This is a genomic window from Falsiroseomonas frigidaquae (assembly GCF_012163145.1).
GTDB classification, from domain to species: Bacteria; Pseudomonadota; Alphaproteobacteria; order Acetobacterales; family Acetobacteraceae; genus Falsiroseomonas; species Falsiroseomonas frigidaquae.
Genome location: NZ_JAAVTX010000003.1, coordinates 474,130 through 489,495, shown reverse-complemented (window position 1 = coordinate 489,495; position 15,366 = coordinate 474,130). Strand labels below are relative to the sequence as shown.

The following is a 15,366-nucleotide window of genomic DNA, read 5'->3' as shown; positions in this document are numbered from 1 at the left end:
GCTATCCGTGCAATGCAGGCGCGGCAACATGCCGGCGGGGCGCTTCGCACGGCGAAGCCCGCTTGACGGCCGCATTTCGCCGAGTGCAGCATCGCCTCAATACAAAGACGGGGATGCTGCAATGACGACGCGCGGGATGAAGGGAAGCGCGACGGAGATCAGCCGTCGCAATCTGCTGGTGGCCGGTGCGGTCGCGGGCGCCGCCGGCCTGCCGCGCATCGCGGAGGCGCAGCGTGGCGGCGGCGGGCGCATCGTCTTCGCCAATGGCAGCGCCTATGACACGATGGACCCGCACGCCACCTTCGATGTCGGTCGCGTCGCCTATCGCCTGAACTGCTATGACGGGCTGATGCGCTGGGTGGACAATCCGCCGAAGCTGGAGCCCTGGCTGGCGGAATCGTACACGACGTCCGAGGACGGCAAGACCTACACCTTCAAGCTGCGCCAGGGCGTCACCTTCCATGACGGTGCCCCGCTGACGGCGGAGGATGTGGTCTATTCCATGGAGCGCATTCTTGCGGTCAAGAAGGGCGCCTATCCGCTTTTCGCCCCGCTGGTCGCGCCGGGCAGCACCAAGGCGCTGGACCGCCACACGGTGCAGTTCAACCTGACCACGCCGTCGGCCATCTTCGCCGCCACCACCCACGACATCTATGTGGTGAACAGCGCGCTGCTGAAGCGGAATGAGCGGGATGGCGACTGGGGCCAGGCCTTCATCGGCCGCAACGATGCCGGATCGGGTTCCTACATCATCCGCCGCTTCGACCCGGCGCGCGGCTTCCTGGCACAGCGCTTCGACAACCACTTCCTTGGCCCGGCCGGGGTTGCGGAGATCGATTTCCGCTACGTGGCGGAGGTGAACAGCCGCGTGCTGGGCCTGATCCGCGGCGACTTCCAGGGCACCGATCCCTACATGCCGCAGGACCAGATCACCCGGCTGCAGGGCGATTCGAACCTCAACGTCATGGAAGCCGAATCGACCCGGCTGTTCTATTCCTGCATCCACAACCAGCGCGCGCCGATGAACGACGTGAACTTCCGCAAGGCGCTCTGCTACTCCTTCGACTATGATGGCTGGATCAACAACATCCTCGGCGGGTCCGTGGTGCGGAACACCGGCGTGGTGCCGAACCCGATGTGGGGCGCGCCCAAGGATCTGGCCGGCTACACCTACGACATCGACAAGGCGAAGTGGCACCTGGCCCGCGTCCAGGCCCCGATGCGGGAGATCGTGGTCGCCGGCATGATCGGCTACGAGCAGTCGATCCAGGCGGCGTCCCTGCTGCAGAACGGCCTGACCCGCGCCGGCATCCAGAGCCGCCTGCTGAACGAGCCCTGGCCCGTCGTCTCCAACAAGATGCGCGACCCGGAACAGATGTACGACCTGCTGTTCCTGTGGCGCTCCACCTACTACGCGGACCCGCACAACTGGGCCGGCGAGATCCTGCACACCGAACGCCACCGCGGCGGCAATGCCAGCTACTACTCCAACCCGGAGGTCGATCGCCTTCTGGAGGAGGCGCTGGCAACGCCGGACCAGGCGAAGCGCGCGCCGCTATACGAACAGGTGGCCCGCATCTCGTCCGAGGATGCGGCGGCGATCTTCATCCACAATACGAAGTGGTACGGACCCTTCCGCAAGAATGTCAGCGGCGTGCGGTTCTGCCCGATCGGGGATGGGCAGGAGATGCGTTGGCTCAGCATCGCGTGACGCAAGGATTGCATGACGGGGTTTCGGCCCCGTGAAGATTCTCGTCCTGGTCGTCAACCGCGTGATCTGGTTCGTGCCGACGTTGCTCGGCCTGCTGGCGATCGTCTTCTTCATCTCGCATGTCATCCCGGCCGACCCGGCGGCTTTCGCCGCCGGGGAGAACGCCTCCGCCGCCACCATTGCGGAGATGCGGGCCCGGCTGGGGCTGGACCAGCCGCTGCACATCCAATTCCTGCGCTATGTGCAGTCCATCCTGACCGGCGACATGGGCCGCAGCATCTATACCGGGCGACCGGTTTCGGAGGATCTGCTGAGCCGTCTGCCGGCGACGCTGGAACTCACGCTGGTCACCGTGGTGATCGCCACGCTGATCGGCGTGCCGCTTGGCGTGATCAGCGCCCTGCGACGCAATTCCTGGTTGGACCACGGGCTGCGCTTCGTCACCATCGCCGGCCTGGCGATCGCGAGCTTCTGGTTCGCCATCCTGCTGCAGCTGTTCTTCTCGATGCGGCTCGGCATCACGCCGCTGACCGGCCGGGTGGAGGGCTGGGGGCCGGAGCCGATCACCGGCTTCTACGTCATCGATTCCCTGATCAACTGGGACATGGAGACGCTGCTGGACGCCTTCCACCACATGATCCTGCCGGTCGCCACCCTGGCGCTGCCGGCGGCCGCCACCATCGTGCGCTTCACCCGCGCCGGCGTGCTGAATGCGCTGGAGAGCAACTACGTGCTGTATGAAACGGCGATGGGCTATCCGCGCCGGCAGATCGTCTGGAAGTATGTGCTGCGCAATGCGCTGATCGGCACGGTGACGCAGATCGGCCTGATCTTCGGCATCCTGCTGGCCGGTGCGGTGGTGGTGGAGGCGGTGTTCGACTGGCCGGGCCTCGGCATGTTCGCGGTGAACTCCATCCTGAACTCGGACTACAATGCGGTGATGGGTTTTACGCTCATTGCGGGAACCATGTTCATCGTGGTGAACCTGCTGGTCGATATCCTGCAAGGTCTCATCGACCCGCGGGAGACCCGCTGATGAAACAGGTGTTTCGGAAGCTGGCGGAGGACCGGGCCTCCATGCTCGGCCTGGCGCTGATCATGGTCGTGGTGTTGGCCGCCATCCTGGCGCCGTGGCTGGCCACTCATCCCGGCGACGTGGCGGAATTCCACACCGCCATCCGGCTGAGCCCGCCCAATGCCGACAACTGGCTGGGCACGGACCGTATGGGCAGCGACATCTATTCGCGCCTGCTGTTCGGTGCGCGCATCACCATCACCATCGCGGTCGTCGCCATCCTGGTCGCCGTGCTGATCGGTGTGCCGATCGGGCTGATCGCCGGCTATTACGAGGGGCTGGGCAGCGACATCCTCATGCGCGGGTCGGATGTCTTCCTCGCCGTGCCGCAGATCGTGCTGGCCATCGCCATCGCGCAGACCCTGGGGCCGTCCATCGAGAACGTCATCCTCGCGCTGTCCGCCACCTACTGGCCCTTCTGGGCGCGGCTTGTGTATGCTGAGACGCGGTCCTGCAAGAACGAGACCTTCGTCGAGGCCGCCATCGCGTTGGGCTGCTCGCCCTGGCGGGTGATGGTGCTGCACATCCTGCCCTCCATCTCCTCTTCCATCATCGTCCGCACCACCATCGGCATGGGCGGCACCATCCTGACGGCCGCCACGCTGGGCTTCCTCGGCCTCGGCCCGCCACCGCCGACGCCGGAATGGGGGCGCACCATTGCGGAGTCCCGGGAATTCCTGCCGATGGCCTGGTGGTATGCGGCCTTCCCGGGGCTTGCGATCTTCATCGTGGTGATGGGCTTCAACCTGCTGGGCGACGGTCTGCGCGACGTGCTCGACCCCCGGCTGCGGCGGGCTTCCAGTGGAAAGTGACCTGATCACGGTACGCGACCTGCGCGTGGCCTTCGCCTCCGATGCCGGGCTGGCGAAGGTGTTGGATGGCGTGAGCTGTTCCATCCGCCCGGGCGAAATCCGCGGGCTGGTCGGCGAATCCGGCTGCGGCAAGACCACCCTGGCGCGCGCCATCCTCGGCATCCTGCCGCAGAACTCCGCCCGCATCCAGGGTGGCCAGGTGCTGTTCGGCGGGCGCGACCTGCTGACGGTGGCGGAAGGCACGCTGGCGCGGGAAGTGCGGGGGCGGGAGATCGCCTATATCCCGCAGGACCCGTCCACCGCCTTCAACCCGGTCTTCACCATCGGCACACAGATCGCCGACTTGATGCACTGGAAATCGCCGCTGCTGCGCGATCCGTCCTTCAAGGGCAATGCCCGTGCAAGGCGAGAGGCCGACCTGGCGCGGGTGGTTGAATGGCTGCGGCTGGTGCAGCTGCCGAACCCGGAAGCACTGCTGCGCAAATACCCGCATGAGGTCTCGGGCGGCCAGCGCCAGCGGCTGATGATCGCCATGGCGTTGCTGCCGGAGCCAAAGCTGGTGATCGCGGACGAGCCCACCACGGCGCTGGACGTGACGGTGCAGGCGCAGATCCTGAAGCTGCTGAAGGGTCTGGCGCGTGAGCGCAACGTCGCCGTGCTCTTCACCACCCACGACCTCGGCGCCGCCTACGAGATCTGCGACCGCATCACCGTGATGTATGCGGGGCAGGAGGTGGAGGAAGCGCCGGTTGCGGAGTTCTTCAACCGCCCGAGCCACCCCTACACCCGCAAGCTGCTGGACAGCCTGCCCAGCGCCGAGACCGGCCTGCGCGGCATCCCCGGCGAGATCCCGCGCCTGATCGACCCGCCGCCCGGCTGCCGCTTCAACCCGCGCTGCGAACGCGCGACCGCCATCTGCCAGCAGCGCCCGGCGCCGGAACAGGTCGGGCCGGGCCACAGCGTGCGCTGCCACCACCGGCTGACGGAGTTCGCGGCGTGAGCGCGCCCATCCTTGAGGTCCAAAGCCTCCGCAAATACTTCCCCGTGCGCAATTTGTGGAAGCGCCGCGTGGGCTGGCTGCGGGCGCTGGACGATGTCTCCTTCGCCGTGCAGCCGGGCGAGATCCTCGGCATCGTCGGCGAATCCGGCTGCGGCAAATCGACCCTCGGCAAGACGCTGATGGGCATCCACACCGCGACCCAGGGCCGCATCCTGTTCCAGGACCAGGACATCGCCCCGCTCAAGCCGCATCAATCCCGAAAATTCCGCCAGCACCTGCAATACTGCTACCAGGACCCGGGCGCCTCGCTCGACCCGCGCTGGACCATCCGCGCCTCCCTGCATGAGCCGCTGATCGTGCATACCGATCTGGGCGAGGCGGAGCGCGAGGCGCGGGTGCGGGAGATTCTCGCCGCGGTCGGGCTGCCGGAGACGCATCTCGATCTCTATCCGCATGAGATCAGCGGCGGGCAGCAGCGCCGCGTCGGCCTGGCGCGCATCCTGACGCTGAAGCCCTCCGTCGTCATCCTGGACGAGCCGACCTCAGGCCTGGATGTCTCCGTGCAGGCCACCATCCTGAAGCTCTTCCTGTCGCTGCAGGAGCAGTTCGGGTTGACCTACCTGTTCGTCTCGCATGACCTGTCCGTGGTGCGGCTGATCTGCGACCGGGTGGCGGTGATGTATCTCGGCCGCATCGTGGAAATCGGCGAGACGGCGCAGGTCTTTGCCACGCCGCGGCACCCCTATACGCAGTCGCTGCTCGCCGCGATCCCGAAGATCGGCGGCGCGCGTGTGACGGACACTTTCGCGCTGGAAGGCGAGCCTCCGAGCCCCACCAACCTGCCCTCCGGCTGCCGCTTCCGCACACGCTGCCCGAAGGCGCAGCCGCTCTGCGCGGAGAAGGACCCGGCGCTGCGGGCGGATTGGCCCAGGCAGGAAGCCGCCTGCCATTTCGCGGAATAGGAGGCAGCGATGGCCCTGCGGCATGTGATCGGCGTGGACCATGTGATGGTGCTTGTGCGCGACCTGGATGCGGCCGCAGCGGCCTGGCGGGGGCTGGGCTTCACCGTGTCGCCGCGCGGCACGCACAGCGCCCATATGGGCTCCGGCAATTACACCATCATGTTCGGCGAGGACTATCTCGAATTGCTGGGCGTGCTGGTGCCGACCGAGCACAATGCGCCGATGCGCGCGGCACTGGCGCGGCGGGAGGGTCTGGACCGCGTCGCCTTCACCACGGACGACGCGGCGGCGGGGGTGGCGGAGCTGCAGGCCAAGGGCATCGCCGCCACCGGACCGATCGCCTTCGGCCGTCCGGTGGAATTGCCGGGCGGCGGCACGGCGGAGGCGCGGTTCCAGGTCTTTCACTGGCCGCAGTCGGCGCGCCCGGCCGGACTCGGCCTGTTCGCCTGCCAGCATCTGACGCGGGAGAATGTGTGGATCCCCGCGCTGCAAGCCCATGCCAACGGCGCCTGCCGCCTGCTGCGGATCGAGGTTCTGGCGGCCGACCCGCAGGCTGGCGCGGCCGAGCTCGCCGGGCTGGTCGACCGGGTGGCGGAGCCGGAGGCGGATGGCGCCTGGCGTGTCGCCTCCGGCGCCGGGCGCGCGGATTTCGTCTTCCTGGATCGCGCCACGCTGGCGGCGCGCCATCCGGACGTGTCCCTGGATGGGCTGCCGCAACAGGGCGCCGCGGCGCTGGTGCTCGGCACCACGAACCTGGCCGCGGCGACGGCGGCGTTGGGCGGTGCGCCCGCCGTGCCGGCGACGCGGGCCAACGGGGTGCTGCTGCGCTTCATCGCGGTGTGAGCTTCGGTTGACGGGCCGCGCTCCCGGGTCCCATGCTGCGTCGCGAAAGACCCGAGGGCCCAGCCATGGATGCGACGCGTCGTGCGATACTCCTGACCTCCGCCGCGCTGGCCAGCAGCGTGGCGCTGCCGGGGCGTGGCCTGGCGCAGGAACAGCCGAGGCGAGGCGGCGTGATGACGGTGCATTTCGGCACCGAGCAGCGCATCCTCAACCCGTCGTTGCAGGCCTCCACCGGCGTCTACATCGTCGGCGGCAAGATCCAGGAACCGCTGGTGGACCTGGACGCCAGTGGCCGGCCGGCGCCCTGCCTCGCCGAAAGCTGGGAGAGCTCGGCGGATGGCAAGACCATCACCTTCCGGCTGCGCCGTGGCGTCACCTGGCATGATGGCCGCCCCTTCACCTCCACGGACGTGCAGTTCACGGCGATGGAGATGTGGAAGAAGATTCTGAACTACGGCTCCGCGCTCCAGCAGTTCCTCGAAGCGGTGGAGACGCCGGATGCGCATACGGCGGTGTTCAAATACGCCCGGCCGATGCCGCTCGGCCTGCTGCTGCGGGCGCTGCCGGACCTCGGCTACATCTCGCCCAAGCATGTCTATGAGACGGGGAATATCCGCGAGAATCCGGCGAATACCGCGCCGATCGGCACCGGCCCCTTCAAGTTCCTGCAATACGAGCGCGGCCAGTACATCATCGCGGAGCGCAACCCGAATTACTGGCGCGACAACCTGCCCTATCTGGATCGCGTGGTCTGGCGCGTGGTGACGGACCGCTCCGCCGCGGCGGCGCAGATGGAGGCTGGGCAAATCCTGTTCAGCCCCTATTCCTCGCTCACCATCGCGGACCTCCAGCGCCTCGGCCAGGATCCGCGCTTCGAGGTGACGACCAAGGGCAATGAGGGCAACGCCCGCACCAATACCCTGGAGTTCAATTTCCGGAACCCGGTCCTGGCGGATCTCCGCGTGCGCCGCGCCATCGCGCATGCGATTGACGTGCCCTTCTTCATCGAGAATTTCCTCGGCGACTTTGCCAAGGCCGGCACCGGGCCGATCCCGTCCGTCTCCACCGACTACTACCCGACGGAGCCGATGCCGCAGTACCCCTTCGACCGCCGCCGCGCCAATGCGCTGCTGGACGAGGCGGGGCAGCGCCGTGGCGCGGGTGGCGTGCGCTTCACGCTGCGCCTGACCCCGGCGCCGTGGGGGGAGGATATCGCCCTGTGGTCCACCTTCATCCAGCAATCGTTGCAGGAGGTGGGCATCCGCGTCGAGATCGTGCGCCTGGACGCGGCCGGTTTCCTGCGCACCGTCTATAACGATTGGAATTTCGACCTCGCCACCGGCTGGCACCAGTACCGCAACGACCCGGCGGTCTCGACCAGCGTCTGGTACCGCTCCGGCCAGCCGAAGGGGGCGCCCTGGACCAATCAGTGGGGCTGGCAGGATGATGAGGCGGACCGGATCATGGATGCGGCGCAGACGGAGCTGGACCCGGCGAAGCGCCGCGCGCTCTACGCCGATTTCGTGCGGCGGGTGAATACGGAACTGCCGGTCTGGATGCCGATCGAGCAGATCTTCGTCTCCGTCTTCAACAAGCGGCTGCGCAACTACGCCAACAACCCGCGCTGGGCCTCCTCCTCCTGGCACGATCTGTGGCTGGCATCTTGAGCTGCATCGATGCTGACGCATCGCTGCCCCTCAGGCGCCGTGCGCCGCGCATCCGCGCGCCTCGGCTTCGCGGCACCAGCCGCGGGCCGCATCCGCGGCCTCGGCCTGCCTGAAGTGCGGCAGGCCGGCTGATGCGCGTTCTGGCTCTGGCGGGGCGGCGGCTTCTGTCGTCGCTGCCCACCTTGCTGCTGATCCTGGTCGGCATCTTCCTGCTGCTGCAACTGGCGCCGGGCGATGCGGTGGATGCGCTGATCGCGCAGACCGGCGGCGGCGCGGATACCCGCGCGGCGGCGGAGATGCGGGCGCAGATGGGGCTCGACCTTTCCGTGCCGGCGCAGCTGGCGAACTACATGTGGCGGCTGGTGCGGCTGGACCTCGGCTTCTCCTCGATCTACGGCAAGCCGGTTTCCACCGTGATCTTCGAGAGGCTGCCGGCGACGCTGCTGCTGATGCTGTCCGCGCTGTCCTTCGCCTTCTTCTTCGGCCTGGTGCTGGGCGTGCTGGCGGCGCGGCGGGTGAATGGCTGGCCGGATACGCTGATCTCGACCCTCGGCCTGGTCTTCTACGCCACGCCCTCCTTCTGGTTCGGGCTGATGGCCATCGTGCTGTTCTCCGTCCACCTGCAATGGCTGCCGGCCGGCGGGCTGGAGGAGATCGGCGCCGGCTATACCGGGCTGCGGCGCACGCTGGACATCGCCGCCCATCTGGTACTGCCGACGCTGACCCTCGGGCTGATCTTCCTGGCGATCTACCTGCGCATCATGCGCGCCTCGATGCTGGAGGTGCTGTCGCTGGATTTCGTCCGCACCGCGCGCGCCAAGGGGCTGGATGAGACGCGGGTGGTGGTGCGGCACGTGCTGCGCAACGCGCTGCTGCCGATGGTGACGCTGATCGGGCTGCAGGCGGGCACCATGCTCGGCGGGTCGGTGGTGGTCGAGAGTGTCTTTTCCCTGCCTGGCCTCGGGCGGCTGGCCTATGAATCGGTGGTGCAGCGGGATCTGAACACGCTGCTCGGCATCGTCTTCGTCTCGGCGGTGCTGGTGATCTGCGTGAACTTCGTGGTGGACCTGCTCTATGCGCGGCTGGATCCGCGCATCACGCCATGAAGGCCTTCCTGCGCGGCTACCTCCGCAGCCCGCCGGCGATGATCGGGCTGCTGCTGCTGCTGGCGGTGGTCGCCATGGCCATCTCGGCGGATTGGCTGTTCCCGCGCGACCCGCTGGCGCTGGCCGGGCGGCCGCTTCAATGGCCGGCGGGCCATCCGCGCTTCCCGCTCGGCACCGACAATTCCGGCCGGGACATCGCGGCGCAGATCTTTCACGGCGCACGCATCTCGCTGCTGATCGGCGTGGTGGCGACGGCCATTGCCATCCTGGTCGGCATCGTGGTGGGCGCGCTGGCCGGCTACCATGGCGGCTGGGTGGATGACGTGCTGATGCGGCTGACGGAGGCCTTCCAGACGCTGCCGAATTTTCTGCTGCTGCTGGTGCTGGTGGCGGTCTTCGGATCGGACCTCACTACTGTCACCATCGCCATCGGCGCCGTCTCCTGGCCCGCCCCGGCGCGGCTGACGCGGGCGGAGTTCCTGACGCTGCGCAACCGCGAATTCGTCCAGGCCTGTCGCACGCTGGGCATGGGCGATGCACGGATCATCTTCCGCGAGATCCTGCCCAACGCGCTGCCGCCGATCATCGTCTATGCCTCCGTCGTCATGGCGGTGGCGATCCTGCTGGAATCGGCGCTGGCCTTCCTGCGGCTGTCGGACCCGAACGTCGCCTCCTGGGGCAACCTCATTGGCCTGGGACGGGATGTGCTGCGGGTGCAGTGGTATGTCTCCGCCATTCCCGGGCTGGCCATCCTCTTGACGGTGCTGGCGGTGTCGCTGGTGGGGCAGGGGCTGAACGATGCGCTGAACCCGCGGCTGCGCCGCCGGTGAGCGCCGTGCTGGCGATCCAGGGCCTGACGGTCGCGCTGCCCCAGGGCGCGGACCGGCCGCATGCGCTGGACCAGGTTTCGCTCGACCTCAATGCGGGCGAAATCCTTTGCGTCGTGGGCGAATCCGGCTCCGGCAAATCCATGACGGCCGGCGCGGTGATGCGCCTGCTGCCGCCGGGGGTTGCCATCACCGGCGGGGCGGTGATCTTCGAGGGCCAGGACCTCGCCACTGCGGATGAGGCGACGATGCGCCGGCTGCGCGGTGCCCGCATCGCCATGGTGTTCCAGGAACCGATGACGGCGCTGAACCCGCTGCGCAGCATCGGCGACCAGATCGGCGAGATGTTCCGTATCCACACGGACCTGCTGAAGGCCGAGATCGAGGCGCGCGTGCTGTCCCTGCTCGCCGAGGTGCATATCCCCGACCCGCGTCAGGCCGCCCGCGCCTATCCGCACGAACTTTCGGGCGGCCAGCGCCAGCGCGCGATGATCGCCATGGCGCTGGCGCTGGACCCCAAGGTGCTGATCGCGGATGAGCCGACCACCGCGCTGGATGTGACGACCCAGGCGCAGATTCTGCACCTCATCAAGGATCTGCAGCGCCGCAAGGGCACGGCCGTGCTGTTCATCACGCATGATTTCGGCGTGGTGGCGGAAATCGCGGATCGTGTCGCTGTCATGCAGCACGGGCTGGTGGTGGAGGAAGGCCCGGCCAGCCAGGTGCTGAACGCGCCTCGACACGCCTATACACAATCCCTCATCGCCGCCGTCCCGCCACTCACCGCCCGCGCGCCCCGCGCCATCAGCGCGGAGCCGATCCTGGTGATGCAGGATGTGCGAAAAACCTACCGCACCGGCGGCTTCCTCGGCCGCGGCGGGCGGGTGACGCATGCGGTGCGCGGCGTGACGCTGATGCTGCCGAAGGGCGCCACGCTCGGCATCGTCGGCGAGTCCGGCTCCGGCAAATCCACCCTCGCGCGCTGCCTGGTGCGGCTGGTTCCGCCCGATGGCGGCAGCGTGGCGCTGGATGGGCTGGACCTCGCCAGCCTCACGCGCCGCCAGATGCGGCGGGAGGCGCATCGCATCCAGATGGTCTTCCAGGACCCCTATGGCTCGCTCAACCCGCGCCGACGCGCCGGCGAACTGGTCGCGCAGGGGCCGATGATCCACGGCACGCCGCGCGTCGAAGCCATGCGTCGCGCCAAGGCGCTTTTCGAACTGGTCGGCCTCGACCCCGCCTCCACCGAGCGCTTCCCGCATGAATTCTCCGGCGGCCAGCGCCAGCGCATCGGCCTGGCCCGCGCTTTGGCGCTGGAGCCGGAAGTGCTGGTGGCGGATGAGCCGGTCTCGGCGCTGGATGTCTCCGTGCAGGCGCAGGTGCTGCGGCTGCTGGCGGAGCTGCGCGAGAGGCTCGGCCTGTCGCTGGTCTTCATCACGCACGACCTGCGCGTGGCGGCGCAGGTCTGTGACCTGGTCGCGGTGATGAAGGATGGGGAGGTGGTCGAGCACGGCCCCATCGCCCGCGTCTTCGAGGCGCCTGAGCATCCCTACACCCAGGCGCTGCTCGCCTCCGTTCCCGGCCGGGATTTCGCGCGGAAGAATTGACCGTTCACGAAGTTCGGCGCGACACTGCCGGACAGGCTGGAGCGGGGATCGCGACATTGGGCTGGCGCGTCGGCGTGGATTCGGGCGGCACCTTCACGGATGTCTGTCTGTTCGAGGAGGATACCGGCCGCATCGCGGTCTGGAAGGTGTCCTCCACCCCGGATGATCCCTCCCGCGGCATCGCCGGCGGCGTGGCGGAGGGCATGGCGGAGATCGGCCAGGCGCCCTCCGACATCGCCTATTTCGGCCATGGCACCACGGTGGCGACCAATGCGCTGATCCAGCATCGCGGCGTCCGCACCGGCCTGGTCACCACCGACGGCTTTCGCGATCTGCTGGAGATCGGCCGGCAGAAACGCCCGGACCTTTACGATTTGCAGGTGGACAAGCCGCCGGTGCTGGTGGCGCGGGAGCTGCGGCTGCAGGTTCCGGAACGCATCCGCCACGACGGCAGCGTGGAGACGGCGCTGGACGAACAGGCGGTGCGGGAGGCCGCGCGGGCGCTGAAGGCGGCCGGCGTGCAGGCCATCGCCATCTGCTTCCTCTACAGCTTCGTGCACCCGGAGCACGAGGCCACGGCGAAGCGCATCATCGCGGAGGAACTGCCCGGCATCTTCCTCACCACCAGCCACGAGATTGCCCCCGAATTTCGGGAGTTCGAGCGGCTGTCCACGGCGGTGGTCAACAGCTACCTCGGCCCGGTGATGCGCGGCTACATCAAGCGCCTCGCGGAACGCCTGGCTGCGCTGGGTGTCACCGCCACGCCGCATCTCACGCAATCCAATGGCGGCGTCATCGGCTTCGAGGCGGCGGCGGAAATGCCGGTGCGGATGGTGCTCTCCGGCCCCTCCACCGGCGTGGTCGGGGCGCAGGCCATCGGGCAGCTTTCGGGCTTCCCCGACCTCATCACCTTCGACATGGGCGGCACCAGCACCGATGTCGCGCTGCTGCAGGGCGGCGCGGCGCGGCTGACGGGGGAGGCCATCGTGCATGGCTACCCGATCAAGGCGCCGATGCTGGATATCCACACGGTCGGCGCCGGCGGCGGGTCCATCGCCTATGTTGATTCCGGCGGGCTGCTGAAGGTCGGCCCGCGCAGCTGCGGCGCCGATCCGGGGCCGGTCTGCTACGACCGCGGCAACCCGGAAGCGGCGGTGACGGATGCGAATGTCGTGCTCGGCACGCTGCACCCGACGCATCTGCTGGGCGGCCGCATGCCGATCCGCCGCGACCTGTCGCTGGCGGCGGTGGAGCGGCTGGCCAAGCAGCTCGGCATGGGGGTGATGGAGACGGCGCAGGGGATTCTCTCCGTCGTCACCGCCAACATGGCGAAGGCGATCCGCGTCATCTCCGTGCAGCGCGGGCATGATCCGCGCGACTACACGCTGATCGCCTTCGGTGGCGCGGGCCCGCTGCATGCGGCGCGGCTGGCGAAGGAGCTCGACATCCGCCGCGTGCTGGTGCCGCGCAACCCCGGCATTTTGTGCGCCATGGGCCTGCTGCTGACCGACCTGCGCGCGGATTTCTCCGCCACGCGGCTGACGGCGCTGGATCACGACGCCCTCGCGCCCATGGAGGCCGCCTTCGCCACCCTGACCGCCACGGCGCAGCGCTGGTTCGAACAGGAGCACATCGCCTCCGACAAGCGCATGATCCGCCGCAGCGTGGACATGCGCTATGCCGGCCAGAACTACGAACTACCCGTCGCGCTGCCGGACGGCCCCTTCACCGCGGCCACGCTGGCGCATCTGGCCGAGGGCTTTGCCGCCGCGCATCGCCAGATGTACGGCTTCGTCGCGGAAGGGGAGGCTGTGCAGCTCGTCACCTTCCGGCTGGAAGCCACCGGCGTGGTCCGTAAGGCGGAGCTGCGGCCCCGCCCGCTACAGGGTCCCGACCCGCAAGCGGCGCTGGAGGCGACTCGGGACATCTGGCTGCCGGAATCGCAGGGCGTCGTCGCCGTGCCGGTCTATGCGCGGGATCGCCTCGCCCCCGGCAACCGCATCGCCGGCCCCGCCATCATCGAGCAGATGGATGCCACCACCGTCATCCTGCCCGGCCAGGAGGCCCGCGTGGATGAATACGAGAACCTGATCCTGGAGGCGGCGCCATGAGCAACACGCGTCCGGACCCGATCACCGTCGAGGTCATCGGCTCCGCCCTGTCCTCCATCGTCGAGGAGATGGGGGAGGCGCTGGTCCGTGCCTCCTACTCCACCAACATCAAGGAAAGGCGGGACTGTTCCACTGCGCTGTTCGATATCGCGGGCGCTACGCTGTGCCAGGCGGAACACATCCCGATTCATCTCGGCAGCTTCATCGGCATCATCGCGCATATCCTGAAGCGCCACCCGATGGAGCGGATGCAGCCCGGCGACGTCTTCGTCGGCAACGACGCCTATGAGGGCGGCGGCACCCACCTGCCCGACATCGTGCTGGCCGAGCCGATCTTCGTGGATGGCCGCATCGTCTCCTGGGCCGTGAACCTGGCGCATCACTCGGATTTCGCCGATCGCGGCCATGCGCATATCTTCCAGGAAGGCCTGCGCATCCCGCCGATCCGCCTGTACCGCGCCGGCGAATTGCAGCAGGACGTGCAGGAACTCATCCTGCTGAACTGCCAGGTGCCGCGCGAGCGCCTGTCGGACCTGCGGGCGCAGATGGCGGCGAACCGGCTCGGCGTGTCCCGGATGCAGGCGCTGTGTGCGAAATACGGCACGGAGACGGTGCTGGCGGCCGGCGAGGCCCTGCAGGACTACGCGGAGCGCAAGATGCGCGCCGGCATCGCCGCGATCCCCGACGGCACATGGACCTTCGCCGATGTGCATGACAGCCCGGAGATCAGCGGCGAATTGCCGCTGACGCTCACCCTCACCGTTGCGGGCGATACCATGTCGCTCGATTTCGACGGGCCGGACCAGGTGCGCGCCGGCATCAACATGACCTTCACCGCGCTGCTCGCCACCGTCTACTACGCGGTGAAGACCGTGGTGGACCCGACGCTGCTGCCCAATGCCGGCCTGGCGCGGCCGCTGCAGGTCACGGCGCGGGAAGGCAGCGTGCTGAACTGCGTGCTGCCGGCCGCGGTGAATGCGCGGCTGTCCACCTGCCAGCGCGTGGTGGACCTCATCCATGGCGCGCTGGCCCAGGCGGTGCCCGAACGGGTGACGGCGGCGCATAACGGCGCCTGCTTCGTCGCCTCCTTCGTCGGCCGCCAGCCCATCACCGGCGAGCCCTGGGTCTATCTGGAGACCATCGGCGGCGGTTTCGGCGCCCGCGCCACGAAGGACGGGCTGGATGGCGTGCATGTGCACACCACCAACACCTCCAACCTGCCGGTGGAGGCGCTGGAGATCGAGTATCCGCTGACGCTGATGCGCTACGAGCTGGTGGAAGGCTCCGGCGGCGCCGGGCGGCAGCGCGGCGGCATGGGGCTGCGCCGCGTCTATCGCGCTGAAGCCGAATGCCGCCTGCGGATGGATGGGTCCCGCTTCGCCTCCGCCCCCTGGGGCCTGCAGGGCGGGCAGCCGGGCGGGCGCGGGCGCTTCGTCTACGGGCCTGGCATCGCGCCCTTCGTGCTCGGCAATGGCTTGTTGCAGGCGGGCGACTGGGTGGAGATCATCACCCCCGGCGGCGGCGGCTACGGCCCGCCGGCGGAACGCGACCCAGCTGCGCTGCAACGCGACCTGGCCGAAGGCAGCATCACGCCGCAGGCCGCGCAGACGATCTACGGAGCAGACTGAGCCAACAACAAAAGGGA

General features: G+C 68.5%; 12 protein-coding genes. All 12 read left to right on the top strand.

Annotated elements, in window-relative coordinates; translation table 11 throughout:
* The first annotated feature begins 121 nt into the window (after positions 1 to 121).
* The 12 genes from HB662_RS11375 to HB662_RS11320 all read left to right on the top strand — a co-directional run bounded on the left by HB662_RS11375 (position 122) and on the right by HB662_RS11320 (position 15,349).
* Positions 122 to 1,711, top strand: a complete 1,590-nt coding sequence (locus tag HB662_RS11375; RefSeq protein ID WP_168049827.1) for an ABC transporter substrate-binding protein — start codon at positions 122 to 124, stop codon at positions 1,709 to 1,711.
* A gap of 31 nt (positions 1,712 to 1,742) precedes the next feature.
* Complete coding sequence (locus tag HB662_RS11370; protein WP_168049826.1) at positions 1,743 to 2,747, top strand: ABC transporter permease subunit; 1,005 nt, start codon at positions 1,743 to 1,745, stop codon at positions 2,745 to 2,747.
* A complete protein-coding gene (locus HB662_RS11365; RefSeq protein WP_168049825.1) occupies positions 2,747 to 3,598 on the top strand; it encodes an ABC transporter permease in 852 nt (283 codons plus the stop codon). The genes HB662_RS11370 and HB662_RS11365 overlap by 1 nt, the downstream gene beginning before the upstream one ends.
* Positions 3,588 to 4,598 (top strand): oligopeptide/dipeptide ABC transporter ATP-binding protein, encoded by a 1,011-nt coding sequence (locus HB662_RS11360; protein WP_168049824.1) that lies wholly within the window; start codon positions 3,588 to 3,590, stop codon positions 4,596 to 4,598. The genes HB662_RS11365 and HB662_RS11360 overlap by 11 nt, the downstream gene beginning before the upstream one ends.
* Positions 4,595 to 5,560 carry an oligopeptide/dipeptide ABC transporter ATP-binding protein gene (locus tag HB662_RS11355; RefSeq protein WP_168049823.1) on the top strand — a complete coding sequence of 322 codons (966 nt, stop codon included), beginning with the start codon at positions 4,595 to 4,597 and terminating at the stop codon, positions 5,558 to 5,560. Before HB662_RS11360 ends, HB662_RS11355 begins: the two co-directional genes overlap by 4 nt.
* A 9-nt stretch (positions 5,561 to 5,569) precedes the next feature.
* A complete protein-coding gene (locus HB662_RS11350; protein ID WP_168049822.1) occupies positions 5,570 to 6,403 on the top strand; it encodes a VOC family protein in 834 nt (277 codons plus the stop codon).
* A gap of 65 nt (positions 6,404 to 6,468) precedes the next feature.
* On the top strand, positions 6,469 to 8,070 hold the full coding sequence (locus tag HB662_RS11345; RefSeq protein ID WP_168049821.1) for an ABC transporter substrate-binding protein: 1,602 nt from the start codon (positions 6,469 to 6,471) through the stop codon (positions 8,068 to 8,070).
* A gap of 131 nt (positions 8,071 to 8,201) precedes the next feature.
* Positions 8,202 to 9,176 carry an ABC transporter permease gene (locus HB662_RS11340; protein ID WP_168049820.1) on the top strand — a complete coding sequence of 325 codons (975 nt, stop codon included), beginning with the start codon at positions 8,202 to 8,204 and terminating at the stop codon, positions 9,174 to 9,176.
* A complete protein-coding gene (locus HB662_RS11335; RefSeq protein ID WP_168049819.1) occupies positions 9,173 to 10,006 on the top strand; it encodes an ABC transporter permease in 834 nt (277 codons plus the stop codon). The genes HB662_RS11340 and HB662_RS11335 overlap by 4 nt, the downstream gene beginning before the upstream one ends.
* Positions 10,003 to 11,610 (top strand): dipeptide ABC transporter ATP-binding protein, encoded by a 1,608-nt coding sequence (locus HB662_RS11330; protein ID WP_168049818.1) that lies wholly within the window; start codon positions 10,003 to 10,005, stop codon positions 11,608 to 11,610. Before HB662_RS11335 ends, HB662_RS11330 begins: the two co-directional genes overlap by 4 nt.
* A gap of 56 nt (positions 11,611 to 11,666) precedes the next feature.
* Positions 11,667 to 13,721: a hydantoinase/oxoprolinase family protein gene (locus HB662_RS11325; RefSeq protein WP_168049817.1), complete on the top strand. Its 2,055-nt coding sequence runs from the start codon at positions 11,667 to 11,669 to the stop codon at positions 13,719 to 13,721.
* Positions 13,718 to 15,349, top strand: coding sequence for a hydantoinase B/oxoprolinase family protein (locus tag HB662_RS11320; RefSeq protein ID WP_168049816.1), 1,632 nt, complete (start codon positions 13,718 to 13,720; stop codon positions 15,347 to 15,349). Before HB662_RS11325 ends, HB662_RS11320 begins: the two co-directional genes overlap by 4 nt.
* The last annotated feature ends 17 nt before the right edge of the window (positions 15,350 to 15,366 follow it).